Source organism: Glutamicibacter sp. 363 (assembly GCF_052379505.1).
GTDB lineage: Bacteria > Actinomycetota > Actinomycetes > Actinomycetales > Micrococcaceae > Glutamicibacter.
Map to the genome: position 1 here is coordinate 64985 of NZ_JBQSYR010000014.1, position 25384 is coordinate 90368.

Sequence of the window (25384 nt, forward strand, 5' to 3'; positions counted from 1 at the left end):
GCGTGCCAAAGGGAGTAAATTTTCCTCGGAGCCTTGAGCCTGGCAGTCGCCATGGGCAAGCCGAGGACCTAAGCATTTCAGGAGTGAGTACGTGTCATCTAGCCACCACAATCCGGGCATCAAAGAAGCTGAGATCAGCTCCGAAGGATACAAAAAAACCCTCGGACGTCGACATGTGCAAATGATCGCCATCGGTGGTGCGATTGGTGTGGGACTTTTCATGGGATCTGGCGGTCGGCTGGCGGCTACCGGACCGGCGCTGATTTTCTCCTACGCGCTGGCCGGGGGCATCGCCTATCTGCTGATGCGGGCGTTGGGCGAATTGATCATGTACCGCCAAACCTCGGGTTCCTTTGTGTCCTATGCCGGTGAGCTTTTTGGCCCCAAGGGCGCCTTCGTCTCGGGCTGGATGTACCTCTTGAACTGGGTGATGACCGGAATCGCCGAGCTGGTTGCCATTGGCCTGTACTTCCAGTACTTCTTCCCGAATCTGCCGGTTGCGGCCTCGGCGCTCTGCGCGCTGGCGATGCTTGTGGCGATCAATTTGTTCAGCGCCAAGGCATTCGCGGAATTCGAATTCTGGGCCGCCTTCATCAAGGTCACCGCGATCATCTTGTTCCTCGCCGTTGGCACCTACATGGTGGTTACCAACGCGCAGATCGGGGAACACACCGCTTCGGTGTCGAACCTCTTTATCGGCAATGAAAACGGCGAAGGCGGCATGTTCCCGCGTGGATTCTTCGTCTCGATCCTGGTGCTGAACTCGGTGATCTTCGCCTATAACGCGATCGAACTGGTGGGTATCGCCGCAGGCGAGATGGAGAATCCGGAGAAGGAAGTTCCCTCTGCCATTCGCGCGGTGGTTTTCAGGATTCTCGTTTTCTACATCGGCAGCGTCAGCCTGCTCGCGATGATCTTGCCCTGGCATGAGTATGAATCCGGAGTCAGCCCGTTCGTCACCGTATTCGACAAGATGGGGTTGGCTTGGATCGGTTCGGTGATGAACCTTGTGGTGATTACCGCCGCACTGTCCTCGTGCAATTCCGGGCTGTATTCCATCGGCCGGATCTTGCGCACGATGAGCGGCAACGGGCACGCGCCGGCCTGGCTGTCCAAGATGAATAAACGCTTTGTTCCTTCGGCCGGCATCTTTACCGTGGGAGCGGTCTATCTGCTCGGCGTGCTGCTCAACGTGTGGCTTGGCGGTACCTTCGCCTTCGACCTCGCATTGAATACCGCCTCGATCGGCGTGCTGTTCACCTGGGCTACGATCTTCGCCTGCCAATTGATGCTGCGCAAGAAAAAAGGAAAAATTTCCAAGCTCCCCATGCCGGGAGCGCCGGTCACCGGATGGGTCGGCCTCGTTTCCTTGCTGGTCATCACCGCCCTGATCTCCTTCGATACCTTGACCGGAGAGAACGGCGAGGTGTTCCACATCGGTTTGTACACGATCGCCGCTATCCCGTTGTTCGCGATCCTGCTCTTCATCGGTTGGAAGTTCGTTGGCCAAAAGGCCAAAGTAACCGTGGACCACTAAAGCCTGCAGCAAACGACTAAGGGGTTTGGTTCATGCCCAATGGCGGGAACCAAACCCCTTAGTGCTTCGCGCCGAAGCCCTAGCTTTGCTCGGCCTTCGGCTCATTGGCCGGAACGGTGGCCAGAATGCCGGTGTCCAGTGCGTCCGGGATCTCGGTACCGCGCAGTGAAGCGCCTGCGGTCTCCGGCATGAACCTGATGGCCACCATGCCGATCACGCAGGCAATCATCATGTATACGGCCGGGAACAGCAGGAAACCCGAAGCATCGATGGCCGCTTCGTTGACGATGGCGGCGGTGCCGCCAAAGATCGCGGTCGCCACGTTGTAGGTGATGGCAAATCCGGCGAAACGCACATGCGAAGGGAACATCGCTGGGAAGGTCGCGGTAATCGTGGCGAGCTGCGGGATGTACAGCAAACCGAGGACCGCAAAGCCGACAATCGCCCACATGAAGCTCTGCCCCATAAGCCAGAACATGGGCAGCGCGAAGATGAACAGCCCGATCACGGAGATGTTCCACATGGGTTTTCGGCCGATCTTATCCGAGAGCGAACCGGCAAACGGGATCACCGCCATCATCGCTACCTCGCCGATCAAGATCGTTGCAAGGGAGGCGCTGGGGGCCAGCCCGATTTGCGTCTCCAAGTAGGTCGGCATGTAGCTCAGTAGCGTGTAGTTCACGACGTTCAAGGCGATGACCAGGCCGCTCATCACCAGCATGGGGCGCCAGTAGGAGCCGATGAGCGCCCGGAGGGTGCCGCTTTCCTGGGTTTCTCCGGCCGCTTCCATTTCTTGGAAGACCGGGGTGTCTTCGAGCTTGCTGCGCAGGTACAAGCCAATGAGGCCCATGGGCAGGGCCATGAAGAAGGGAATGCGCCAGCCGAAGTCCATCATGGCCTGCTCGCCGAGCATCACCTGCAAGGAGAGCATCACCGCGGTGCCGAGCGCGAAACCGCCCAGGGTGCCGAACTCCAGGAATGAGCCGAAGTACCCGCGCTTTTTATCCGGGGCGTATTCGGCCATGAAGGTAGCCGCGCCGCCGTACTCGCCACCGGTGGAGAAGCCCTGGACCATGCGCAGCAGTATCAGCAGGACCGGCGCGACGACACCGATCGAAGCGTAGGTGGGCAAGACGCCGATCAGGAACGTCGCCAGCGACATCATGATGATTGTCAGCGCCAGGATCTTCTTGCGTCCAAGCTTGTCGCCCAGGGGGCCCCACACCAGGCCGCCTAACGGGCGGACCAGGAAGGAAAGCGCAAACGTGGCCAGGGCCATCAGGGTCCCGCCCTCGGTGGGGAAGAAGTGCGCGGTGATATAGGTGACGGCTACCGCGTAGACGCCGTAGTCGAACCACTCGGTCATATTGCCCATTGCCGAGGCTGCGGTGGCTTTGCGCACTTCGCGTCGTCCGGCGGCGGTGCCCATATCGGGGCCGATGTCGTGGTTGAGATCGGGCGTGAAATTCTCGGTACCTGAATTGTTTTTTGGGTGGCTGTTTTCCGGCGGCATAAATGCTCCGTTACTTTTCAGCTTTCCGTCGACCGGATGCCCAAAGCCTTCCGAACTACATGGCCTTGGAGACGGTCCACGATCTGGGGATATCTCCAGAGTCGGTCAGTTACCAAAGGTTACGTGAGCTTCATTCTAGAATCAATCTTTGACATGCAGATCTTTCGTACCGTCTATATTTGGAGGAAGAATCTCCGCAACTTGGGAGCGAGCGAATCCACGCATTGCGCGTAGCTTTCTTGACGCTGGGCGAGCCTATCTGTGATTCTATTAGTGAACGAATGGTCGGTAAGTTTGCGTGGTGGGGATCACTCTGCTGGCATCAATATCTTTCCGGGACGGATGCTGCTCGCGCGAAGCGAGCCGGATCTGAATCCGGAGTACGAAGGAGTATTCATGGCTGAGGCATTCTTGGTGGGCGGAACGCGCACCCCTGTTGGCCGCTACGGCGGAGCGTTGAGCGGTGTCCGCCCGGATGATCTGGCCGCCATCACCATCCGCCAGCTCGTCGAAGATGCCGGGATCGATCCGGCCGCGGTCGAGGAAGTGATCTTCGGAAACGCCAACGGCGCCGGAGAAGAGAACCGCAACGTGGCCCGCATGGCCTGGTTATTGGCAGGTTTCCCCGACAGCGTCCCGGGCATCACGGTCAACCGGCTGTGCGCCTCGGGGATGAGTGCCATCACCATGGCAAGCCACATGGTCAAGTCGGGGGCGGCGGATATTGTCGTTGCCGGCGGCGTGGAATCCATGTCCCGGGCCCCGTGGGTTATGGAAAAGCCGGATAAGCCCTTCGCTAAACCGGGAGCCGTTTTCGATACGTCGATCGGCTGGCGCTTCACCAACCCGAGCTTCCTCTCCGGAGAACTCTCCCGCGATGGCAAGGCGACCTACTCGATGCCGGAAACCGCCGAAGAGGTCGCTCGGGTGTACAACATCTCCCGGGAAGACGCAGACCAGTTCGCGGTGGAATCCCACGCCAAGGCCATCGACGCGATCGCCGCGGGCCGCTTCAAGGACGAGATCGTTCCGGTCACCGTGAAGACCCGCAAGGGTGAACACCTCGTGGACACCGATGAAGGCCCACGCCCCGGCACCACCCTGGAGGTCCTCTCCTCCCTGCGCCCGGTGGTCAAGGGCGGCTCGGTCGTCACCGCCGGAAACGCCTCCACGCTCAACGACGGCGCCTCGGCGATCCTCGTCGTCTCCGAACGGGCTATCGAACGTTTCGGCTTGAAGCCGCGCGCCCGGGTCATCGACGGGCAGGCGGCGGCCCTCGCGCCGGAGATCATGGGCATGGGCCCGGTCCCATCCACCAACAAGGTGCTGGCCCGGGCCGGGCTGAACATCTCGGATCTCGGTGCCATGGAAATCAACGAGGCCTTCGCCTCGCAGTCCTTGGCCAGCATGCGCGAGCTGGGGGTGGACCCGGGCATCGTGAACCGCGACGGCGGCGCGATCGCGCTGGGGCACCCGCTGGGATCCAGCGGTTCACGCATCGCGATCACCTTGCTGGGCCGCATGGAACGCGAGCTGAGCGGCGCCGGACGGAAGCTCGGCGTAGCGACCATGTGCGTTGGCGTCGGCCAGGGCGCTGCACTGCTGGTGGAAGGCGTCTAGGCATGAGCTTGAACCCCGCCGACTTCGGCACGCTGAAGATCTCGGAAACCGCAGACCGGCTCTGGGTACGCCTGCACCGGCCGGAAGTCCGCAACGCGATCGACCAGCAGATGGTCGATGAACTGCACGCGGTCTGCAGCCAGCTGGAACGCGAACCTAAAATCCTCATCCTGGCCGGCAGCCCCGGCCAGGAACCCACCGCGGAAAAGCCCAAGGGATCCAAGGGCATCTTCGCCTCCGGAGCCGATATTGCCCAGCTGCGCGAACGCCGACGCGAGGATGCGCTCGCCGGAATCAACTCGAGCATCTTCGAGCGGATCGCCAAGCTGCCGATGCCGGTGATCGCCGCCCTCGACGGCTACGCGCTGGGAGGCGGGGCCGAACTGGCCTATGCCGCCGACTTCCGCATCGGCACCGAAGAATTGCGCATGGGAAACCCGGAGGCCAACCTCGGCATCATGGCCGCCGCCGGCGCCACCTGGCGGCTGAAGGAATTGGTGGGGGAGCCGGTGGCGAAGGATATTCTGCTGGCCGGCAAGGTGCTCACCGGGGCCGAATGCCTGCGCGTGGGGCTGATCACCGAACTGCACGCCGCGAGCGAGCTGGATGCGGCCGCCGATGCGTTGGCCGATCGGATCGGCGCCCAGGACCCGCTGGCGGTGCGCATCACCAAGTCGGTATTCCACGCTCCACGCGAGGCGCACCCGATGATCGACACCCTGGCTCAGGGCATGCTTTTTGAGTCGCAGGCAAAGTTTGACCGGATGCAGGCATTCCTTGATCGAAAGAAGAAGTAGGCATATGAACAATGACGCCGTAGCAAATAAACTGCCCGGAACCGTCGGAGTCCTCGGCGGGGGCCGCATGGGTGCCGGTATCGCCCACGCGTTCTTGACCAGCGGAGCGGCCGTGACCGTGGTCGAACGCGATCAGGAATCGGCCGACGCAGCCTACGGGCGCGTCGCCGATTCGGTCGATAAGTCGCTCGCCCGCGGTGCGGTGAACGAGTCCCGCGAGGAACTCCTGGCCCGCTTTTCAACCAGCACCGACTACGCAGACTTCGCGGCCGCCGGTCTGGTCATCGAAGCAGTTCCCGAAATCTGGGACCTGAAGGTCTCCTCCTTGCAGGCAGTGGAGGCGGTGCTCGCGCCGGAGGCAATCCTTGCCTCGAATACCTCCTCGCTGTCCGTGACCGGCCTGGCCGAAGAACTGCAACGCCCGGCGAACTTCTTGGGTCTGCATTTCTTCAATCCGGTGCCGGCCTCCACGCTCATCGAGGTCGTGATCGGCAAGCAGACCGCGCAGGAACTTGTGCCAGCTTCGCGCGGCTGGGTAGCGGCGCTGGGGAAGACCGCGGTAGTGGTCAACGACGCACCGGGCTTTGCCTCCTCGCGGCTTGGCGTGGCCATCGCGCTGGAAGCCATGCGCATGGTCGAAGAAGGGGTGGCCAGTGCCGAAGACATCGACAACGCGATGGTGCTGGGATACAAGCACCCGACCGGACCGCTGAAGACCACCGATATCGTCGGACTCGACGTGCGTCTGGGAATTGCCGAATACCTCCATGAGACGCTGGGCGATCGTTTTGCTCCGCCGCAGATTCTGAAGGACCTGGTGGCCGAGGGAAAGCTTGGCCGAAAGACCGGCCAGGGTTTCTACACCTGGTAATCACCCCTGGTTTCAGCAGCCCGCTCGGAACGGCATCTCGCCGTTCCGAGCGGGCTGCTTTTTGCGCCAGGTGAATTTTCCTGCGAAAACACCAACCAGACCGCTTAATCGGTCAAGCAGATCGAGGCCGTCCGGCCCTTGCCCCGGGCCGCCACGACCCTATGGCTTTGATTGCTCGCTTCGAGCCTCCGCACCTCCCAATCGAGGTAACTCTTGATCGTGATCCCGGAATGTCCAAAGTGCGCGCAGATTGATGCGTTTGGCATTATCCAATTCCAGCTGGATGACCGCATCAGGCCCCCGGGCGGCGGAAAGGCTGATGGGGAGACGGTCTTGATTTAGGTATTCGAGGAACTTAGGATGTGAGCCAGTCGCGGTAGATTACCGGGGCGTCAGCGCTAGACGAACTGAATCTCATACGTTGAGCTTCCTCTTCGTCTGCCAGCCCACTTGCCTGGGATTATTTCCACGCGGGTGGGCTGACTTTTTATGGCATCAATTATCGGGTGCGCGACATTTGAATCTCCCTAGAGTTCAATGGTGGGAGAAGGAGAACACGTGCATCAGTGGAATGAAGCTATAGAAGCCATCGACGCGGATCTGACCGAGCCAATTGATGTGGCGCGGCTGGCTCGCATGGCGCTGACCTCGGAATATCATTTCCGAAGAATGTTCGCTTCGCTCGCGGGTCTGCCGATATCCGAATACATTCGGCGGCGTCGGCTGACCGCTGCGACCGCAGAGATCATTGCCGGTGATGCTGTTCTGGATGTTGCCGTCCGCTACGGATATGGCTCGGGTGAGGCTTTTAATCGAGCCTTCAAGGCCCTGCATGGTTTGACGCCGAGCGAGGCACGCAGACCTGGGGCAGTTCTCCGCTCCCAACCTCGCTTGAGGATTCATGTACGCATTGAAGGGAGCCATGACATGAAGCACCGTATTGAAGAGCTGGGTGAGTTCCGGCTTATTGGATTTACCGCCCGGGTTCCACTGATCCATGAGGGGCCAAATCCGCACATCATCGAATTCCAGAGGAGTCTTGTTCCGGAACAGATGCTCCGGCTCAAAGAGCTGGCGGAACCTGGCCTGCCGGGCATGGTTTCGGCGTCGGTCAACATCGAAGATTCACGGGACGAAGGCTCGGAACTGGATTACTGGCAAGCCGTAGCCACCACGCAGGAGATCCCGCAGGGTTTTGAAGCTATCCAGGTCCGCGCTGGCACCTGGGTGGTCTTTGAAGCCGAAGGGAAATTCCCGGAGGTCCTTCAACGCCTCTGGGCGGACGCGGCCACCGAATGGTTCCCGGCTAATCCATATCGCTGGGTTCCCGGTCCCGAGCTGCTCAGCATCCAGCCAGATGCCGATGGCAGCAGCGGACGTGGCCAACTATGGATTCCGGTGGAGTCTGCTCGACTCTAACCGCCCTGCCGGCAGCGAAACTCGATAAGAATCACCACCAAGGTGCTGGTTCTTATCGAGTATCGCTGCCTTCTGCTTAGGCGAACATGCTCGCGAGCAAGGAGGTGAATAACGCGTCGGCGTCCCGTTCCAGCCCCTTGGAGGTGAACCAGTCGCACATATTCACGCAGTCGCGATGCAAGAAGTCCAGCCCGTGCAGATTCCCGGCCAGGTCCACGCACTGGGGCACATCGATCACCACCAGGCGCTCGCCTGCGACCAGCAGGTTGTAGGCCGACAGGTCGCCATGGGCGATGCCTATGGCCGCAAATTTCTCCATGGCCTCGGCCAGTTGGTCCCAGAGCATTGGCAGGCGCGGATCGTTGCGCGGCAGCTGCTGCAGCCGCGGTGCCGCGACACCGGGGCGGTCCGGATCCGCGATGAACTCCATGAGAATCTCGGTTCCCTCGATTTGCACCGGGTAGGGGACCGGTATGCCAGCGGCATGGCAGCGGCGCAAATAGGTCCATTCCGCGCTCGCCCACTGCATGGCGGCGATTTCGCGTCCATAGCTGGAGTTGTTGTCGATGGCTCGATTATCACGCGAGCGGCGCGCGGAGCGCCCCTCGCTGTAGGACTGCGAACGACTGAATTGCAGCTGGTCCCGCTTGCGATAACGCTTGGCCGCCAGCAACACGCTGCGCTGCGAGGTGGCACGCTCGATCAGGAAGACCTCGCCTTCCTTGCCGGTTTTCAGCACGCCGAGCTCGAGGTCGATGGCCGCGGCGTCCTCGATCAACCATGCGGGATACGGCTTGGGACCGCGACAGGATTTTTCGATCAACGGCCAGCTGGAATAGCGCTGCTGGGGACCTAGCTCATCGATTGAGGTTTCGTCCCAGGTAATGGTTTTTCGCCGGGTGCGAAGCTGAGGTTCGGAATCGTCTAAATTGGCGAATTTTCCGGGGTATGAAGACACTGTGAGTCCTTGGGAAGTAGGGGTGGGAATGTATGCGGGCAGAAGACATTCATCGTTACCCCTCCTTCTTGACAGACTAATTGGCACTTGCCAATGACTAGAACTCTACAGGAACCAGCCGATGTGATGCAATGGGTTCCATGGGCCACGCTCCCGACTATCGCCGACTTCCCGAAGATGTGAACTGGGATGGGTCGATCAATGCCCGATGGATCACCGGGGCCTTCTATCGCATGGGGCGCCATGAATGGCTTACGAGCCTCGGCTGGCAGCAGATGCGCCGGGACGGAATCGAACGCGTCATCGACCTGCGCAACCACGGGGAGGTCAAACGGCGCGAACATGACCCGGTGGTTGACCAAGGGGTTCTGGAAGGGATGGAAATCCTCCGGCTGCCGCTGGAGGCCGCCGGCAGCGAGCGCTTTGCGGCGGTTGCGGTGCCCTATATGAATCACACCAGCATGTACCGGCTGGTCTGCGAAGAGTTCGGCGGCCAGCTGCGCGCGGTGTTCGAGGCGCTCGCCGAAACCGAGCGCGGCACGGTGGTGCACTGCTCTGCTGGACGCGATCGCTCGGGGCTTGTCGCCACGCTCCTGCTCGATCTCGCCGGGCGGCGCGGGGAAATACTTGAGCAGGATGAGCTTGCGGTGCGCGGCATCAACGAATGGCACCGGGTCTCCCCGCGCAAGCACCCCTACGAATCCCATCAGGGTGAACCCGAACTGCGCCGAGCGATCGCCGAACGCGCTGCGGAACTGGAAATATTCCTCGAATGGCTGGGCAGCGCTCGGGGCTTCCTGGCGACCTGCGGCATGTCCGAAACCCAATTGCAGCGGCTGCAATTGCTGGCTAGCCGACCGAGGTCGTGACAGTTCGGCGGCCTTGGTTGTAAGCTCACCGCATGAGCCCTCAGTCACTGCACCATGCGTTCAACTACATCGAGCTAAGCGTCACCGATCTGGCCGAAGCCAAGGCTTTTTATGCCGGCGCCTTCGGCTGGGTTTTCAACGACTATGGGCCAAATTATGCGGGGATCGGCTCGGGTGCTGGGGACGGCGAAGAGGTGGGCGGGCTTACGCTCGCCGAGGCGCCGCGCGCGGCCGGCGGCCCGCTGGTCCTGTTGTATTCCGAGGATCTGGATGCAACGGCTCAGGGGATTACCGCCGCTGGCGGCCGGATACTGCAAGGACCCTACGAATTCCCCGGCGGGCGCCGGCTGCACTTTGCCGATCCGAGCGGAAACGAGCTCGGGGTCTGGGCGAAACGCTGAATCCCGGCCAGCGAGTTGGCTGCCCACGCGTCGGCCGGGCTTGATCGGTGTAGCAGTCAGGGTAGGCATCCCGGCGCTGGCCGCACGGTGACGGGTCGCATTGGACTCCGCTGCGACGACCACCGTGCCGAAGATGGAGGCGTACTTCACCGCAGTCCAGGAGCCCGCCGCTTCGCCGAGCTCGATGCTCCATGGTTCTGCGGGCGGGGTAGCGGAGGACGTATTAGCCATTGTTTCTGCTCCCGAGTGTCGTCGATCACGTGGTTGCTGATACTGTTAATGGTATTACTGACCGATCGTTCAGGAAGGAATTATGTCGATGTCGACATCCCAGATTGGTGTGGTCCCAAGTTTCATTGCCGGTCAATGGCAAACCCCCGAAGCCCAGGGCGGCACCGAAGTCCGCGACGCCAATACCGGTGAGCTGCTCACCACCGTCACCGGCGGAAGCCTAGACGTCGCAGGAGCCGTCGCGTACGGCCGCGGCGTCGGACAGCGCGAGCTGTCCAAGCTTTCCCTGCATGAGCGGGCCTTGAAGCTCAAGGAACTTGCCATGTACCTCAACGAGCGCCGCAAGGATCTCTACGAGGTCTCCTATAAGACCGGCGCCACGAAGATCGACTCGATGGTCGATATCGACGGCGGCATCGGCGTGCTGTTCACCTTCTCTTCCAAGGGACGCCGTGAACTTCCCAACAGCAACGTCATCATCGACGGCAACGCCGAACCGCTGAGCAAGGACGGATCCTTCCTCGGCTCGCACATCTACACCGCGCTGTCCGGGGTAGTCGTCCAGGTCAACGCCTTCAACTTCCCGGTTTGGGGAATGCTTGAAAAGTTCGCACCGGCCTTCATCGCCGGGGTGCCCACCATCGTGAAGCCGGCGACACCTACCGGGTACCTGACCGAAGTCGCTGTGCGCATGATCATCGAATCGGGCATTCTGCCCGAAGGGTCGCTGCAGCTGATCTCGGGCTCCGCGCGCGATTTGATGGATCACCTCGACTACCGCGATATGTTCTCCTTCACCGGATCGGCGGCGACCGCCAGCCGGTTGAAGTCCCACCCAAACGTGATCGACGGGGGAGTGCGCTTCAGCGCCGAAACCGACTCGTTGAACGCCGCGATTCTTGGTCCGGATGCGGTGGAGGGCACCGCTGAATTCGACGCCTTCGTCAAAGCGGTTGTCGGCGAAATGACCTCCAAGGCCGGACAGAAGTGCACCGCTATCCGCCGTAATATCGTCCCTGCCGGCCAGGTCGACGCGGTGATCAATGCGATCGGCAAGCGCATCGATGAGCGTGTGGTGCTCGGTGACCCGCGCGTTGAGGGCGTCACCATGGGCGCGCTCGCCTCCGTCGAGCAGCTGCGAGACGTGCGCGCCGCGGTCCAAGACATGCTCGACGCCGGCGGCGAGCTGGCCTTTGGCCGCTTGGATGCCCCGGCGGTACGCGTGGCCCCGGAACGCGATGCGATCGCCGAAGGCGGGGCCTTCATGTCTCCGCTGGTATTGCGCTGGGAGGATGCCCGCAACCCGATCCTGCACTCCCGCGAAGCCTTTGGCCCGGTGTCCTCGGTCATCGGCTACGATTCCGTGGATGAAGCCATCGAGCTGGCGGCCATGGGCTCCGGTTCGCTGGTCGCCACGGTGTGCACCAATGATCCGGAAATTATGCGCGCGCTGACCCTGGGCATCGCAGCGCACCACGGGCGCGTGCACATCCTGAACCGCGAGACCGCACGCAGCACCACCGGCCACGGCTCGCCGGTACCTCACCTGGTCCACGGCGGACCGGGCCGCGCCGGCGGCGGCGAGGAACTGGGCGGTATCCGCTCGGTGATGCACCACATGCAGCGCACCGCGGTGCAGGGTTCGCCGAATATGCTCACCGCGCTGACCGGCGTGTGGCACACCGGTGCCGCGCGGCAGCTTGCCGGCAGCGAGAAGTTCGGCGCCACACCCGGCAACGTGCACCCGTTCCGCAAGTCGCTGGCCGAACTGAAGATCGGCGACGCACTGGCCTCGGACCTGCGCCAGGTCAGCCAGGAGGAGATCACCGCCTTCGCCAACGAAACCGGTGACACCTTCTACGCCCACGTGAACCCGAAGGCCGCGGAAGCCAACCCGTTCTTCCCGGGCACCGTGGCGCACGGCTACCTGCTGGTCTCCTGGGCCGCCGGGCTCTTCGTGGAGCCGGCTCCGGGACCCGTGCTGGCCAACTACGGCCTGGAGAACCTGCGCTTCATCACCCCGGTGGCCGTCGGTGATTCGGTGCGCGTCACGTTGACGGCCAAGAAGATCACCCCGCGGGTCACCGATGAATACGGCGAGGTCGCCTGGGATGCGATTCTGCACAACCAAGACGATGAGATCGTCGCGACCTACGACGTGCTGACGCTGGTGGAGAAGGAAGACACCATCTATGCCAACTGGCAGGACTAAGAGCCGAGAATAAAAGAGCAGTGGCTGCGGAAGAAGATTCCGCAGCCACTGCTCTTTTGTCGTTTCGAAAGTGCCGGAGGCTAGTCGGCCACGGCAGGTGTTCCGACCGCGTGATCCGCCGAGTCCCGCCGCGGCAGCGCGCGCCACATGAACCAGGCATAGAGCGAGGCGATGACCATGAACACCCAGACCAGCAGCAATGCGAAGGCCGGGTTGTTGGCGAACAGGGTCGCCACGTAGACGGCCGAGGCCAGGGCCATCAGCAGCCACCCGGCACGGATGCCGCAGGCGATGAGCGCGAAGGAGACCAGCACCACGGCCTCGGTGAGATAGGAAACCCAAATGGTGCCGGTGCCGGCAGTAAACGCGAAACCGGTGGTGAGCATTTCACCGAGGTGCAAGGCGGTGAGCACCGCCACCCCGAGCACCGCGGCGATGATTGCGGAGAGCCCCAACGGTGCACGGAGCACCTGCCGGGTGAACTTTCCGTGGAACTTGTATCGGGAGAACCGCCAGAGGCCGAAGACTCCGATGAGCAGGGCCGGGATCGCGTACACCAGGAACAGGGTGTCATACTGCATTGAAATGACCAGCGGACCGGCGAAGACCGCGAGAATTTGGGCCCACCAACCTAGATCATTACGGTGTGCCAGCAAGGCACAGGCGACCACCGAGAGCAGCGCGCTCAGTGAGAACAGTGCGACCTGCATGCCTGAATCGGTGCCTGGCAGCTGGGAGAAAAGAGTGTAAAAAAGTTCTTCCACGACGCTTCTTAGATTGACTGGGAAATGATCGGGCGGGCGCAAAACGCACCCTAATGATGCTATCGCCGCAACCTGTGAAGACGATTATCGGCCGAGTTCGGGAAGGTAATAAAAAGCTCGACCCCGAGGCGACCGCGCCAAATGGGCGGTCCCTCGGGGCCGAGCTGGTGAATTTATTCGCCGGTGGAATGCAATCCGTCGAAGAGCAAGGTGATCGCCTGATCTTCCAGGGTTTTTGCATCGATCGGGCCATCTTCACGGAACCAGTCGACCACGGAGTTGATCAGGCCGAAGAGCAAACGTGCGGTGGCGCGCGGATCGAGATCCGCGCGGAGCTTCCCGGCGGACTGCGCCGCGGTCACCAGCTCGGCAAGCTGGCGGTCCATGGCGCGACGACGTTCCAGCGCGGCGCGTTCCAGCTCCGTGTTGCCACGCAGCCGCAGCAGCAAGGTCACGTAGCTGCGCTTGGAGATCAGGATGCGGAAAGTTGCACGCAAGAAGAAATCCAGGCGCTCATCGGCGCTGCCCTGATGGGCGCGCACCTCGATGATGACCGCCTCCAGCGGAATCAGCGCCTCATCGAGGGCCAGCCGCAGCAGATCCTCTTTGGAGGGAACATGGTGGTAGATGGCGGACTTGCTGATGCCCAGCCGGTCCGCCAGCTTACCCATCGAGGTAGCTTCATACCCGTGTTCGTTAAAAGCCTCGACCGCGATGCGCAGGACGGACTCCTGGTCGTAGCCCGGGCGTCCCCTTTTGAGCGGGGTGTTAGCTTTGTCGATAAGTCTCATGATCCCTCGATTATCCCACGACAAGCAGGCTTTACTTGTCTCGCATGTCATAGATGCGCTTGAGCTTGCCCATGGAGCGCTCGAGCGATTCCGGATCCAATACTTCGATGGCGCAGGAGGATCCCACATGGATCTTGATCAGTTTCGCCAGGTCGGTTGCCGCGGTGGCGGCTTCCGCGGCCGACGCGCCGGCCCGGCGCTCCACCTTGACCGCGAGCTGGTCCATGCGGCCCGGACGGGTCAGCACCAGCTGGAAGTGCGGCGAGAGCGCCGGCAGCTTCAGGATCAGCTCTTCGATCTGGCTTGGGAAGAGATTCACCCCGCGCAGAATGATCATGTCATCGCTGCGCCCGGTGATGCGGCCCATGCGGCGGTGGCCGGGGCGGATCGAGCCGGGCAGGAGGCGGGTCAGATCGTGGGTGCGGTAGCGGATGATCGGCAGCGCCTGCTTGGTCAGCGAGGTGAAGACCAGCTCGCCGTGTTCGCCGTCGTTCAATACTTTGGTTTCGTCGAACGCATCCACGATTTCGGGACGGAAATGGTCCTCCCAGATGTGGCTGCCGTCCTTGAGCTCGACCGATTCGCCGGCCACGCCCGGGCCCATGACTTCGGAGAGGCCGTAGATATCGCAGGCGTCGATGCCGAACATCTCTTCCAGCTCGTGGCGCATCTCTTCGGTCCACGGTTCGGCGCCGCAGACGGCGACCTTCAGCGAGGTGTCGCGCGGGTCCAAGCCTGCCCGCTGCATGGCATCGCCAATAGTCAGCAGGTAGGTCGGGGTGCACAGGATCGCGTCCGGCTCGAAGTCCTTGATCAGCGTAATCTGTTTTTCGGTCTGTCCGCCGGACATCGGAATGACGGTAGTGCCCAGGCGCTCGGCAGCCGCGTGCGCGCCCATGCCACCGGTGAACAAGCCGTAGCCGTAGGCGTTGTGGACCTTCCAGCCTGGCTTGACTCCGGAGAGGCGCAAGCAACGTGCGCCCATCTTGGCCCAGTCATCCAAGTCCTGCTGGGTGTAGCCCACCACGGTGGCGCGGCCGGTGGTGCCCGAGGAAGCGTGGATCCGCGCCACCTGATGCTGCGGAACGGCGAACATGCCGAAGGGGTAGCTCTTGCGCAGATCTTCTTTTTCGGTGAACGGGAACAGCTTCAGATCTGCCAGTTCCTTCAAGTCTGTGGGGTGCACGCCAGCCGCATCGTATTTGTCCTTGTAGTAAGGAACATTGGTGTACGCGTAGTCCAGCGTTTCCTTCAGTCGAGTGAGCTGAATCGACTCGATCTGGTCCCGGCTCATCGTCTCTTCGGGATCCAGTGGGTTGGGCAAGTTATCGCGGTCAGTTGGCTGTGACATGCTCATACTTTCGTGTGGTGACTGAATGTTTTAGCGGTTCTTAGGCTTGGGAACGGTGCGCGAGCGGCCCCTGAACTCGGCCACGGTTTCAATCCCGCCATTCGTTCCCGGCTGGGTGACCGTGATGTCGTAAATTCCGCTGCGTCCTTGCTGCGAGACGCGCTGCGCGGTTGCCGTCAGCAGGCGTCCCGGGATCCCTGGCTTGAGGAAATTGATGTCTGCGCCGGAGGCCACGGTGATGGTGTCCGCGGAGCCTTCCGGCGGATTGCAGCTCAAGGCAAACGCGGTATCGGCCAGCGAGAAGATCATTCCGCCATGGGCGATGCCGAAGCCGTTGAGCATTTCCTGGCGAAGCGTCATCGTAATGACCGCAAACCCGTCGCTCACTTCCACCACTTCAATGCCCATCCACTGGGTGGCATAGTCATTGTGCAAGATTGCGTGGGGTAGTGACTTATCGATTTGGGTTTCGCTCATAGGGACCTCCGCCGAATTAGTTACCGAACGATCATTAGGTAATACTAGATTGTGACCCATCTCAAGCCCTGCTGTCTAATGGCGGACGTCACAATTACGCGGAGAGCCGGCGCCGCTCGGCGGCAAAGGCGCTGATGAGCACGCAGAATAAAGGGTTCCTCGCACTGCTGGTATCCCATCACCGAACCGGTTTCGCACCGCGCCGAAAAACGAAACCGCCCACAGCCATCGAAATCAATCGAAGGTTGTGGGCGGATCGGTGGATTCAGGCTTAGGTTCCCTCGCGGGTTACTTCGCCGTGGCCGGGTTCTTGCCCAGCGCATCGAGGGCAAAGGCGTAATCCCAGGCGCGATTCTTCCACGCCTCGTAGCGGCCCGAGGCGCCGCCGTGGCCGCCTTCCATCTCGGTTTTCAGCAAGATCGGTTCGCTGCCGGTGCCGACCTCGCGCAGCTTCGCCACCCATTTGGCCGGCTCCACGTAAAGCACGCGGGTGTCGTTCAAGGAAGTCACCGCGGCGATGCGCGGGTAGTCCACGGCCGCAACGTTCTCGTAGGGGGAGTAGGCCTTCATGTACTCATAGACCTCCTTGTCCTCGATCGGGTTGCCCCATTCTTCCCACTCCAGGGCCGAGAGCGGCAGCTCCGGATCCAGGATCGAGGTCAGCGGGTCCACGAAGGGAACTTGGGCGATGATCGAGGTGTACAGCTGCGGGGCCAGGTTGGCGATGGCGCCCATCAGCAGGCCGCCCGCCGAGCCGCCCAGAGCCGCGATGCGCGCCGGATCGGCCCAGCCCGCATCGATCAGATGCACCGTGGCATCGATGAAGTCGGTGAAGGTGTTCCGCTTGGACAGCTTCTTGCCCTGCAGGTACCAGTCGCGGCCCAGCTCGCCGCCGCCGCGCACGTGGGCGATCACGAAGACCACCCCGCGGTCCAGCACGCTCAACCGCGGAATCCCGAATCCCGGATCCATCGACGCCTCATAGGAGCCGTAGCCGTAGATCAGCACCGGATTCGGCACCGAGGTGTCCAAATCCGCGCGGCGCATCACCGTCAACGGAATCTTCGTGCCATCGGCGGCCGTCGCCCATTCGCGCGTGGACAGGTAGTCCGCCGAGTCGTAGTCGTTCACCGGAGTCTGCTTGCGCAGCACCAATTCCTTGTCATCCAGCCACAGGTCGTAGACGCGCGCCGGAGTGAAATCCGAGGTGTACCCGATGCGGATCAGCGGGGCTTCCAGATCTGCGAAGGTGGCGGCGGCGGTGAACAGCTCCTCGTCGAAGGCCGGCTCGAGCACCGGCAACTGCGATTCGGTGCCCAGCGATTCCAGCGGAATCAGCTGAACCCGTTCACAGGTATCGCGACGCACGGAAACCACCAGATGCGTGGCGGTCAGCGCGGTGCCCTCGATCTTGACCGTGGACTCGTGCCCGAGCACCGTGCGCCAGCTTGCCGGGTCGGTGTCGGCGCCCAGCTGCGCCAGCTCGACCAGCGAGAGCATATTGTTCGGTGCCTGGTGGTCGTGGGTGATCAGGGCGCGCCGATCGTCTCCGGGCAGCAGGTCGACCCCGTGGAGCAGACGCAGTTCGCGCGGAACGAGCAAGCGCACCTGTCCGTCCTTGTCGTTCAGATCCAAAACGCTGGTCTCCGCGTATTCGGAGTTGCCGCTGGAAATCAGCAGCTGCTGGAGGTCTGCGCTGAGATCGAAGCCGAGCCACATGCCCGGATCATCTTCCTGGAAAACCACCGTATCGCTGGCCGGATCGCTGCCCAGCACGTGGGCGCGCACCTGGTGCGGGCGCCACGTGTCGTCAACGACCAGGTAGTAGACGGTGGAGGAATCGGGGGAGAAGGCCAGTCCGTAGAACACGCCCTCGATGACGTCCGGAAGCAGCTGCCCGGTTTCCAGATCCTTGATGTACAGGGTGAAGCGCTCATCGCCCTGGGTATCGATGCAGTATGCCAGCAGGTTGCTCGGCTCGTTGATGGCCATGCCGCCCAGCGCGAAGAACGACTGGCCCTCGGCCAGCTGATTGCCGTCGAGCAGCACCTGCTCCCCGGGCAGCGCTTCGACCGGGTCGATGACCGGCGGAGTCCAGTCGGCGCGGGTATCGGGGGAGTCTTCGGCCTTGACCCGGCACTGGATGGTGTAGGGCTTACCTTCAACCGAACGGGTGTAGTACCACCAGCCGCGCCGCCGCGTGGGAACCGACAAATCGGTTTCAACGGTGCGCGCCTTGATCTCCTTGAAGATCTCCTGGCGCAGCTCTTCCTGATCCGAGGTGACCGCATCGGTGTAGGCATTCTCCGCGTTCAGGTGGTCCAGTACCTGCTTGCTGGTTTTTTCCCGCAACCACTCATATTCGTCGGTGAAGTTATCACCATGGAATTCGCGGATCGTGGGAATCTTCGCTGCGAGCGGCGCGCTAGCGGTAATCGATGCAGAAGTCATGCACCCATTCAATCTCACCAGCGGCGATTGTGGGGTTGGCTATGCTCAGCGCGGACAGGAATCGGGCGGCAAATTCCTCGTTTTGGCACGCGGACATGGTGCAAAGGGTGTCGGCCGGCCGACATTGGCCATAGGCTAACTAACATAAAGAATCGAACTGCACCAAGGGCAAAGCGCCCTATTCGCAATAGAAAGTGATTCAGCAGTGAAAAACACACGCACAACTTTGAGGTCGAGGCGTTTGACTCGGTGGATTGCTGCGGCTGCCATCGGTTTCATGGCGCTGGTGGCCGGGGCCCCCGGGGCGTTGGCCCAGGGCAACGAGAGCGTCGAGGGTCAAACCTACGTCATCGGCACCGACACCACCTTCGCTCCGTTCGAGTTCCGCCAGGATGGCGAGCTCACCGGGATCGACATGGATCTGATCAATACCATCGCCGAGGAACAAGGCTTCAACGTCGAGATTCGTTCCCTGGGCTTCAGCGCTGCCTTGCAGGCGTTGTCCTCGAATCAGGTCGATGGCGTGATCGCCGGTATGTCGATTACCGACGAGCGCAAGGAAATCTATGATTTCTCCGAGCCATACTTTGAATCCGGTGTTCAGATGGCGGTGGATCGCGACGACGAGACCACCAAGGGCTATGAAGACCTCGAGGGCGAAACCGTTGTAGCCAAGACCGGTTCAGAGGGCGAGACCTACGCGAAGTCCATCGCGGACGAGTACGGCTTCACCGTCAAGTCCTTGGACCAGTCGGCCACCATGTACGAATCGGTGAAGTCCGGCAGCGCCGTGGCCGTCATCGACGACTACCCGGTCCTTGCCTACGGCATCGCGCAGAACAACGGTTTGAAGACGGTGACCGACAAGGTGCCGGGCGGCTCCTATGGTTTCGCGGTCAACAAGGGCGAGAATACCGCGCTGCTGGCGGCCTTCAACGACGGGCTGGCCGAGCTGAAAGCCAGCGGGGAGTACGACAAGATCCTGAACGAGTACCTGGCCGATCCGAGCGCGGCGGTGCCCAGCAACTTCTTCGACCTGGTGGCCAAGTCCTTGCCGGCGTTGATGACCGGTTTGGGGAATACCCTGTTGGTGACGGCGATTTCCTTCGCGGTGGCCATGGTTCTTGGTCTGCTCTTCGGCTTCATGAAGATTTCGGGCAACATCGTGGTCCGCGGAATTTCGACGTCATTCGTCAATATCTTCCGTGGCACGCCGCTGCTGCTCTGGGCCTTCATGTTCTACTTCGGTCTGCCTCAGCTCACCGGCTGGGATGTCAGCATCTGGGTTGCAGGTGTGCTTACCCTGTCGCTGAACGCCGGCGCGTATATTGCCGAGATCGTTCGCGGCGGTATCCAGTCGGTTGATCCAGGGCAGCTGGAAGCCTCCCGTTCGCTGGGCCTTGGCTACGGAAAGTCAATGCAGAAGGTTGTGGTGCCGCAGGCCTTCAAGATGATGACTCCGTCCTTGATCAACCAGCTGATCATCATGCTCAAGGATTCCTCCCTGCTGCTCGCCATCGGCTTTGCCGAGCTGCTCTACCAGGGTCAGCAGATCTACGCGGCGAACTTCCGTGTCACCGAGACCCTGTTCATCGTCGGCATCATCTACTTCATCGCCATCATGGCCCTGACCAAATTGGCAAACTTTGCCGATCGGAGGTTTAACAAGTGAGCACCGTAAGCGAGCAAACCGCCACGACGAAGATCCAGGTCCAGGAACTGCGCAAGTCCTTCGGCTCCAACGAGGTCCTCAAGGGCATCGATCTTCAGGTGGGCGAAGGCGAGGTTGTCTGCGTGATCGGGCCTTCGGGCTCCGGCAAGTCAACGCTGCTGCGCTGCCTGAACAAGCTGGAGGATATTTCCTCGGGCAAGGTGGTTGTTGACGGATTCGACGTCACCGATCCGAAGGTCGATATTAACCAGGTCCGTCGCCATGTGGGCATGGTGTTCCAGCATTTCAACCTGTTCCCGCATATGTCGGTGGCAGAGAACATCATGTTGGCACCGGTGGAGCTGAAGAAGCTGAACCGGACCGAGGCGCGGGCCAAGGCCGAAGAGCTGCTGGCCCGTGTGGGCCTGGCGGAAAAGGCCAATGCCCGTCCGGCCTCGCTTTCCGGCGGACAGAAGCAGCGTGTGGCGATCGCCCGTGCGTTGGCGATGTCCCCGGGCATCATGCTCTTCGACGAGGCAACAAGCGCGTTGGACCCGGAGATGGTTGGCGAGGTGCTGCAGGTGATCAAGGAACTCGCCGACTCGGGCATGACCATGGTGCTGGTCACCCACGAGATGGGCTTCGCCCGCGAAGTGGGGGACCGCGTGGTCTTCATGGATGGTGGTGTGGTTTGCGAAGAAGGCAAGCCAGAGGAGCTGTTCGGCAACCCACAGCAGGAACGTACCCGCGACTTCCTCTCCAAGGTGCTCTAGGTTTTCCTAGCGCTACCGCGTAAATTCGGCCCGCCCTTGCAGCGTCCTCACCCGAGGCGGTGCCAAGGCGGGCCGAATTTGTGTGCGCACTTATTGGGCTTGGTTGTTGCACCACGCAACATTAGTTGAAGATTAAAGTAAATTAACTTAGGCTGGAAGCAGAGCTAGCGCCGACCTGTCGGCGCGGAGCTGACCATTCGAGATCCAATGCATTTGGAAAATTCACCAGGAGCACCCATATGAATAACCTCATCGATAATCCACGCCTGCAGGTCATCGCCCAAACCATGCTGCGCCTTGCCTTCGGCTTCCTCTTCCTGGCTCACGGCTGGCAGAAGTATTTCCAGTTCACCCTCGAAGGCACCACGGCGGCCTTTGGCCAGATGGGCGTTCCGGCCGCCGGAATTATCGCACCGGTCGCCGCTACCCTTGAAATCGTCGGCGGTGCAGCTTTGATCCTCGGCTTGCTGACTCGCGTGTTCGCAGGCTTGCTGGGTGCGCAAATGGTCGTTGCGCTATTCATGGTCCATGTTCCGGGTGGCGTTTTCGTGGAGAACGGCGGCATTGAGCTGGTGCTGGCATTGGCCGCCGGCGCCCTTGCGTTGCTCCTCGTGGGGCCGGGCCGCGTATCGGTCGATGCGTTGATCTTCAAGAGCAAGAAGGCCACCGTAAACGCATAGCCGGTAGCCGCAAAACCCTATAAATGCCCCAGGTGCCGCCTGGGGCATTTTTGCGCCCTCAGACCCATTTCGGGGCGCCTGCCTTCGAATGTGACGCCCGTCCCGGCGGTGGTGTTGACGTGATCGAGCGCACCCTCATATACTGAACGAACGGTCAGTATGTAAATTGAATTTCAGTGAGGTGAACCATGGCCCCGACCACACCGCAGGAGCCGGGACTGAGTGCCGTCCCAAGCTATGAAGAGCAGCAGTCGCAGGCGCGCTTCGACGCCCTGATCAACGACGATTCCCGGGTAGAACCTCGAGACTGGATGCCAGAGCCCTACCGCAAGACATTAACCCGTCAGGTGTCCCAGCACGCTCACTCCGAAATCATCGGCATGCAGCCAGAAGCCAACTGGATTACGCGCGCCCCATCCTTGAAGCGCAAGTCGATTCTGATGGCGAAGGTCCAGGACGAGGCCGGCCACGGTCTATACCTGTACTCCGCGGCCGAAACCCTGGGCACCGACCGCGACGAGCTGAACGACCAGCTGCTGACCGGACGCGCCAAGTACTCCTCGATTTTCAACTACCCGGCACGCACCTGGGCCGATATGGGAGCCATCGGTTGGCTCGTCGACGGTGCTGCCATCGCCAATCAGGTGCCGCTATGCCGTGCCTCCTATGGTCCATACGGACGCGCAATGGTGCGCATCTGCAAGGAAGAATCCTTCCATCAGCGCCAGGGATTCGAAATCCTGCTCTCCCTCTCCCGCGGCTCCGAGGCACAGAAGAAGATGGCGCAAGAGGCCATCAACCGCTTCTACGAGCCCTCGCTGATGATGTTCGGTCCACCGGATGACCAGTCGCCGAACTCCGCCCAGTCCATGGCCTGGAAGATCAAGCGCTTCTCCAACGATGAACTGCGCCAGCGTTTCGTGGGCATGATCGAAGAGCAGGTCAAGGTGCTGGGCATGACCCTGCCGGATCCGGACCTGCACTTCGATGAAGAGAAGAAACAGTGGATCCACAAGGAGCTGAACTGGGACGAATTCATGAACGTCATCAAGGGCAACGGTCCAGCCAACGCCCAGCGGCTTGAACACCGCCGCAAGGCCCACCGCGAAGGTGCCTGGGTCCGTGAAGCCGCTACCGCATACGCCGAAAAGCAAGAACAAAGTGAGGTTGCCTAGCATGAGCCAAAAGAGCAATTGGCCCCTGTGGGAAGTATTCGTCCGTTCCTCCCGCGGACTCTCGCATGTGCACGCCGGATCGCTGCATGCCCCGGATAAGGAAATGGCCCTGCGCAACGCCCGGGATCTGTACACCCGGCGCAACGAAGGCATTTCCCTCTGGGTGGTGCTTTCCACCGATATCATCACCTCCGACCCGGACAGCAAGGACGCGTTCTTCGAGTCGCCGCAGGGCAAGGACTACCGCCACGCCACCTACTACAAGGCAAGCGAAGGGGTGAAGCACCTGTGAACCACGAAGAGCTCGACGCTTCGCTCGATAGCTTCGGCGACGCGCTGGCCTCGGCCACCCGCGTCACCCCGGGCAACGCGCTGCGCCCGGAAGACATCGCGGTGGCAGGAGCCAAGCCAAGCGACGAAGTCGCCGCCTATGCCCTGCACCTCGGAGACGACGCACTGATCCTGGCCCAACGGCTTTCGCACTGGATCTCCCGTGCGCCGGAAATCGAGGAAGATATTGCCTTGGGCAATATTGCCCTTGATATCCTCGGCCATGCCCGTTCATTTTTGACCTATGCCGGTTTGGCTTGGGATAAGACCGAAGATGATCTGGCCTACTGGCGCGAGGAAGAGGAATTTACCTCGCTGCATATCGTGGAGCAGCCAAACGGACATTTTGGCGTGACCATCATGCGCCAGCTCATCGTCTCGATCTACCAGCACCTGCTCTACAGCCGATTGCTGGAATCGACGGATGAAACCATCTCGGCGATCTGCGCCAAGGCGGTCAAGGAAGTTGATTACCACCGGGACCACGCCATCGCCTGGACCATCCGCTTGGGACGGGGAACCGAGGAATCGGCCGAAAAGATGCGCCACGCGCTGGAGATCCTCTGGCCATACACCGGAGAGATGTTCCAGGACGAGGAGCTGCACCGCACACTCGGCGAGGTGGCGGTTCTCCCGTCCTCGCTGCGCGATGCATGGGACGCGGAGATCACCGCCGTCCTCGCCGAAGCCGGGCTAGAAAAACCGAAGTCGGGATCGGCGATGGCGCATGGACGCGCCGGAGAGCATTCCGAACATATGGGCTACATCCTGGCCGAGATGCAAGTTCTTGCCCGCAAGCACCCCGGTGCGAGCTGGTAACCGATTCCCTAATCCGTTTGAAGGGAGCAGCAGTCTTGAGCAATGCAATAACCAGTGCAGAAGAACTCTATGGCGTTGCCGCGAAGGTCACTGATCCAGAAATTCCGGTGCTGTCCATCGCGGATCTGGGCATCTTGCGCGAGGTCAACGCCAATGCGGACGGCAGCGTGCAGGTGGTGATCACCCCGACCTATTCCGGTTGCCCGGCCATGGACGTGATTACCGAAGATCTGTACCTGGCCTTCCGCGCGGTGGGCATCGAGAAGGTCGACGTGAAGCTGGTACTGACCCCGGCCTGGTCGACCGACTGGATGACCGAGGATGGCAAGCGCAAACTCGAAGAGTATGGAATTGCCCCGCCGACCGGTACCGGACATAGCGGGCGCGTCACCGTAGGCATGAGCGTCAAGTGCCCACGGTGCCATTCCCTGAACACCCGAGAGCTCGCGCGCTTCGCTTCGACTTCGTGCAAGGCGTTGTACTCCTGCAAAGACTGTTTAGAACCCTTCGACTATTTCAAGGTGCTTTCATGAGCGAACAAACTACCCCCACCCGTCGTCGGGCCACTTTCCACCGCCTGACGGTCGCCGAGGTGCGCCGGCTGACCAAGGATTCCATCGAAGTCAGCTTCGCGATCCCGGCAGAGCTTTCAAGCGACTTCGATTACTTGGCAGGCCAGTACGTCGCGCTGCGCAAGGAACTGCCAAACACGGAGGGCGAACTAGTTGAGGTTCGCCGCTCCTACTCGATCTGCGCGGCACCGACCGGTGAGCTGATCAAGGTCGCAATCAAGCGCGACCTTGGCGGCCAATTCTCCACCTGGGCCAACGAAGAACTTGTCGCCGGAGACCAGATCGACGTGATGAGTCCCACCGGCGCGTTCATTTCGAAGCACAAGCTCACCGAAATGAACGACCCGAGCTCGGTGGATACCGTGAACCAGGACCAGTTCGTGGCGGTGGCCGCCGGCAGCGGGATTACCCCGGTCTTGGCGATTGCACGCACCATTCTCGAAGCGAACGAAAATACCCGATTCGACTTGATCTACGCCAATAAGGCGGCCATGGACGTAATGTTCCTGGAGGAGCTGGCAGATCTGAAGGATCGCTACCCGGCTCGCTTGGCATTGCACCACGTGCTGAGCCGCGAACAGCGCATTTCCCCCTTGCTCTCCGGACGTATCGATGCCGAGAAGCTTTCGGCCTTGCTTACCAATGTGCTGCAGGCACAGCAGGTCGACGAATGGTTCCTCTGCGGTCCCTTCGAACTGGTCCAGATGGTTCGCGATCAGCTCACCGAGCTGGAAGTCCCGAGTGAAAAGGTGCGCTTCGAGTTGTTCACCACCGGTGAGCCGAATCGTCCGCAGGGCCATGTGGGACGGCCCGTGCTTGTCGATGAAAACGAGAAGAGCATCGAAATCAGCTTCACCCTCGATGGCTTGCAGGGAGAGGTGAAGTCCCCGGTACGGGCCAACGAAACCGTGCTCAATGCGGCTCTGCGAGTCCGCCAGGACGTTCCCTTCGCCTGCGCCGGCGGGGTCTGCGGCACCTGCCGTGCCAAGGTCACCTCGGGAACCGTGTCCATGGCGGAGAACTACGCGCTGGAACCGGAAGAGGTGGAGGCCGGCTACGTGCTGACCTGCCAGTCGCACCCAACCAGCGACAAGCTCAGCGTCAACTTCGACTCCTAGGGGA

Annotated in this window: 24 protein-coding genes; 16 read left to right on the forward strand and 8 right to left on the reverse strand. The window is 61.4% G+C overall.

Going from position 1 to position 25384, the window contains the following annotated elements; all coding sequences use genetic code 11:
* The first annotated feature begins 91 nt into the window (after positions 1–91).
* Positions 92–1537 (forward strand): amino acid permease, encoded by a 1446-nt coding sequence (locus tag ACT3UA_RS10175; RefSeq protein ID WP_255248330.1) that lies wholly within the window; start codon positions 92–94, stop codon positions 1535–1537.
* Between the two features lie 79 nt (positions 1538–1616).
* On the opposite strand, the gene ACT3UA_RS10180 is transcribed toward ACT3UA_RS10175, so the two are convergent.
* Positions 1617–3050, reverse strand: a complete 1434-nt coding sequence (locus ACT3UA_RS10180) for an MFS transporter (protein WP_096283428.1) — start codon at positions 3048–3050, stop codon at positions 1617–1619.
* Positions 3051–3446: 396 nt separating this feature from the next.
* Here ACT3UA_RS10180 and ACT3UA_RS10185 point away from each other — a divergent pair, with 396 nt between their 5' ends.
* From ACT3UA_RS10185 to ACT3UA_RS10200, 4 genes are all read left to right on the forward strand, one after another.
* On the forward strand, positions 3447–4670 hold the full coding sequence (locus ACT3UA_RS10185; protein ID WP_444616314.1) for a thiolase family protein: 1224 nt from the start codon (positions 3447–3449) through the stop codon (positions 4668–4670).
* Positions 4671–4672: 2 nt separating this feature from the next.
* Positions 4673–5467 (forward strand): enoyl-CoA hydratase/isomerase family protein, encoded by a 795-nt coding sequence (locus ACT3UA_RS10190; protein ID WP_096283430.1) that lies wholly within the window; start codon positions 4673–4675, stop codon positions 5465–5467.
* A 4-nt stretch (positions 5468–5471) separates the two neighbouring features.
* On the forward strand, positions 5472–6338 hold the full coding sequence (locus ACT3UA_RS10195) for a 3-hydroxyacyl-CoA dehydrogenase family protein (RefSeq protein WP_096283432.1): 867 nt from the start codon (positions 5472–5474) through the stop codon (positions 6336–6338).
* A 558-nt stretch (positions 6339–6896) separates the two neighbouring features.
* Positions 6897–7757, forward strand: a complete 861-nt coding sequence (locus tag ACT3UA_RS10200; RefSeq protein WP_096283562.1) for an AraC family transcriptional regulator — start codon at positions 6897–6899, stop codon at positions 7755–7757.
* A gap of 76 nt (positions 7758–7833) precedes the next feature.
* Here ACT3UA_RS10200 and ACT3UA_RS10205 read toward each other — a convergent pair whose 3' ends face one another.
* Entirely contained in the window at positions 7834–8715 is an 882-nt protein-coding gene (locus tag ACT3UA_RS10205) for a serine protein kinase RIO (RefSeq protein ID WP_255248331.1), read from the reverse strand.
* A gap of 140 nt (positions 8716–8855) precedes the next feature.
* On the opposite strand from ACT3UA_RS10205, the gene ACT3UA_RS10210 reads away from it, so the two are divergent.
* The 3 genes from ACT3UA_RS10210 (at position 8856) to paaZ (ending at position 12428) form a co-directional block, all read left to right on the forward strand.
* Entirely contained in the window at positions 8856–9584 is a 729-nt protein-coding gene (locus ACT3UA_RS10210; RefSeq protein ID WP_444616318.1) for a tyrosine-protein phosphatase, read from the forward strand.
* A 32-nt stretch (positions 9585–9616) separates the two neighbouring features.
* Positions 9617–9985: a VOC family protein gene (locus ACT3UA_RS10215; RefSeq protein ID WP_444616320.1), complete on the forward strand. Its 369-nt coding sequence runs from the start codon at positions 9617–9619 to the stop codon at positions 9983–9985.
* Between the two features lie 319 nt (positions 9986–10304).
* Entirely contained in the window at positions 10305–12428 is a 2124-nt protein-coding gene (gene paaZ / locus ACT3UA_RS10220; RefSeq protein ID WP_096283438.1) for a phenylacetic acid degradation bifunctional protein PaaZ, read from the forward strand.
* Positions 12429–12508: 80 nt separating this feature from the next.
* On the opposite strand, the gene ACT3UA_RS10225 is transcribed toward paaZ, so the two are convergent.
* The 6 genes from ACT3UA_RS10225 to ACT3UA_RS10250 form a co-directional block, all read right to left on the reverse strand.
* On the reverse strand, positions 12509–13192 hold the full coding sequence (locus ACT3UA_RS10225) for a nicotinamide mononucleotide transporter (protein WP_096283440.1): 684 nt from the start codon (positions 13190–13192) through the stop codon (positions 12509–12511).
* 173 nt (positions 13193–13365) lie between these two features.
* Positions 13366–13983, reverse strand: coding sequence for a TetR/AcrR family transcriptional regulator (locus ACT3UA_RS10230; protein ID WP_096283442.1), 618 nt, complete (start codon positions 13981–13983; stop codon positions 13366–13368).
* 31 nt (positions 13984–14014) lie between these two features.
* Entirely contained in the window at positions 14015–15334 is a 1320-nt protein-coding gene (locus tag ACT3UA_RS10235; protein ID WP_096283444.1) for a phenylacetate--CoA ligase family protein, read from the reverse strand.
* 30 nt (positions 15335–15364) lie between these two features.
* Positions 15365–15811, reverse strand: coding sequence for a hydroxyphenylacetyl-CoA thioesterase PaaI (paaI, locus tag ACT3UA_RS10240; RefSeq protein WP_096283446.1), 447 nt, complete (start codon positions 15809–15811; stop codon positions 15365–15367).
* A 288-nt stretch (positions 15812–16099) separates the two neighbouring features.
* Positions 16100–18262 carry a S9 family peptidase gene (locus tag ACT3UA_RS10245; RefSeq protein WP_096283449.1) on the reverse strand — a complete coding sequence of 721 codons (2163 nt, stop codon included), beginning with the start codon at positions 18260–18262 and terminating at the stop codon, positions 16100–16102.
* Positions 18237–18359: a hypothetical protein gene (locus ACT3UA_RS10250; protein ID WP_444616325.1), complete on the reverse strand. Its 123-nt coding sequence runs from the start codon at positions 18357–18359 to the stop codon at positions 18237–18239. Before ACT3UA_RS10250 ends, ACT3UA_RS10245 begins: the two co-directional genes overlap by 26 nt.
* Positions 18360–18539: 180 nt before the next feature.
* Here ACT3UA_RS10250 and ACT3UA_RS10255 point away from each other — a divergent pair, with 180 nt between their 5' ends.
* The 8 genes from ACT3UA_RS10255 to paaE all read left to right on the forward strand — a co-directional run bounded on the left by ACT3UA_RS10255 (position 18540) and on the right by paaE (position 25380).
* Entirely contained in the window at positions 18540–19934 is a 1395-nt protein-coding gene (locus ACT3UA_RS10255) for an amino acid ABC transporter substrate-binding protein/permease (protein WP_096283566.1), read from the forward strand.
* Positions 19931–20686 carry an amino acid ABC transporter ATP-binding protein gene (locus ACT3UA_RS10260; protein WP_444616327.1) on the forward strand — a complete coding sequence of 252 codons (756 nt, stop codon included), beginning with the start codon at positions 19931–19933 and terminating at the stop codon, positions 20684–20686. The genes ACT3UA_RS10255 and ACT3UA_RS10260 overlap by 4 nt, the downstream gene beginning before the upstream one ends.
* A 239-nt stretch (positions 20687–20925) precedes the next feature.
* Complete coding sequence (locus ACT3UA_RS10265) at positions 20926–21366, forward strand: DoxX family protein (RefSeq protein ID WP_096283454.1); 441 nt, start codon at positions 20926–20928, stop codon at positions 21364–21366.
* 188 nt (positions 21367–21554) lie between these two features.
* Positions 21555–22541: a 1,2-phenylacetyl-CoA epoxidase subunit PaaA gene (gene paaA, locus ACT3UA_RS10270; RefSeq protein ID WP_096283456.1), complete on the forward strand. Its 987-nt coding sequence runs from the start codon at positions 21555–21557 to the stop codon at positions 22539–22541.
* A 1-nt stretch (position 22542) separates the two neighbouring features.
* Positions 22543–22833 carry a 1,2-phenylacetyl-CoA epoxidase subunit PaaB gene (gene paaB, locus ACT3UA_RS10275; protein ID WP_096283458.1) on the forward strand — a complete coding sequence of 97 codons (291 nt, stop codon included), beginning with the start codon at positions 22543–22545 and terminating at the stop codon, positions 22831–22833.
* Positions 22830–23690, forward strand: coding sequence for a 1,2-phenylacetyl-CoA epoxidase subunit PaaC (gene paaC, locus ACT3UA_RS10280; protein WP_096283460.1), 861 nt, complete (start codon positions 22830–22832; stop codon positions 23688–23690). Before paaB ends, paaC begins: the two co-directional genes overlap by 4 nt.
* Positions 23691–23725: 35 nt before the next feature.
* The gene (paaD, locus tag ACT3UA_RS10285; RefSeq protein ID WP_096283462.1) at positions 23726–24223 is read left to right on the forward strand and encodes a 1,2-phenylacetyl-CoA epoxidase subunit PaaD; all 498 of its coding nucleotides are present in this window, start codon (positions 23726–23728) and stop codon (positions 24221–24223) included.
* Positions 24220–25380, forward strand: a complete 1161-nt coding sequence (gene paaE / locus ACT3UA_RS10290; RefSeq protein WP_096283464.1) for a 1,2-phenylacetyl-CoA epoxidase subunit PaaE — start codon at positions 24220–24222, stop codon at positions 25378–25380. The genes paaD and paaE overlap by 4 nt, the downstream gene beginning before the upstream one ends.
* The last annotated feature ends 4 nt before the right edge of the window (positions 25381–25384 follow it).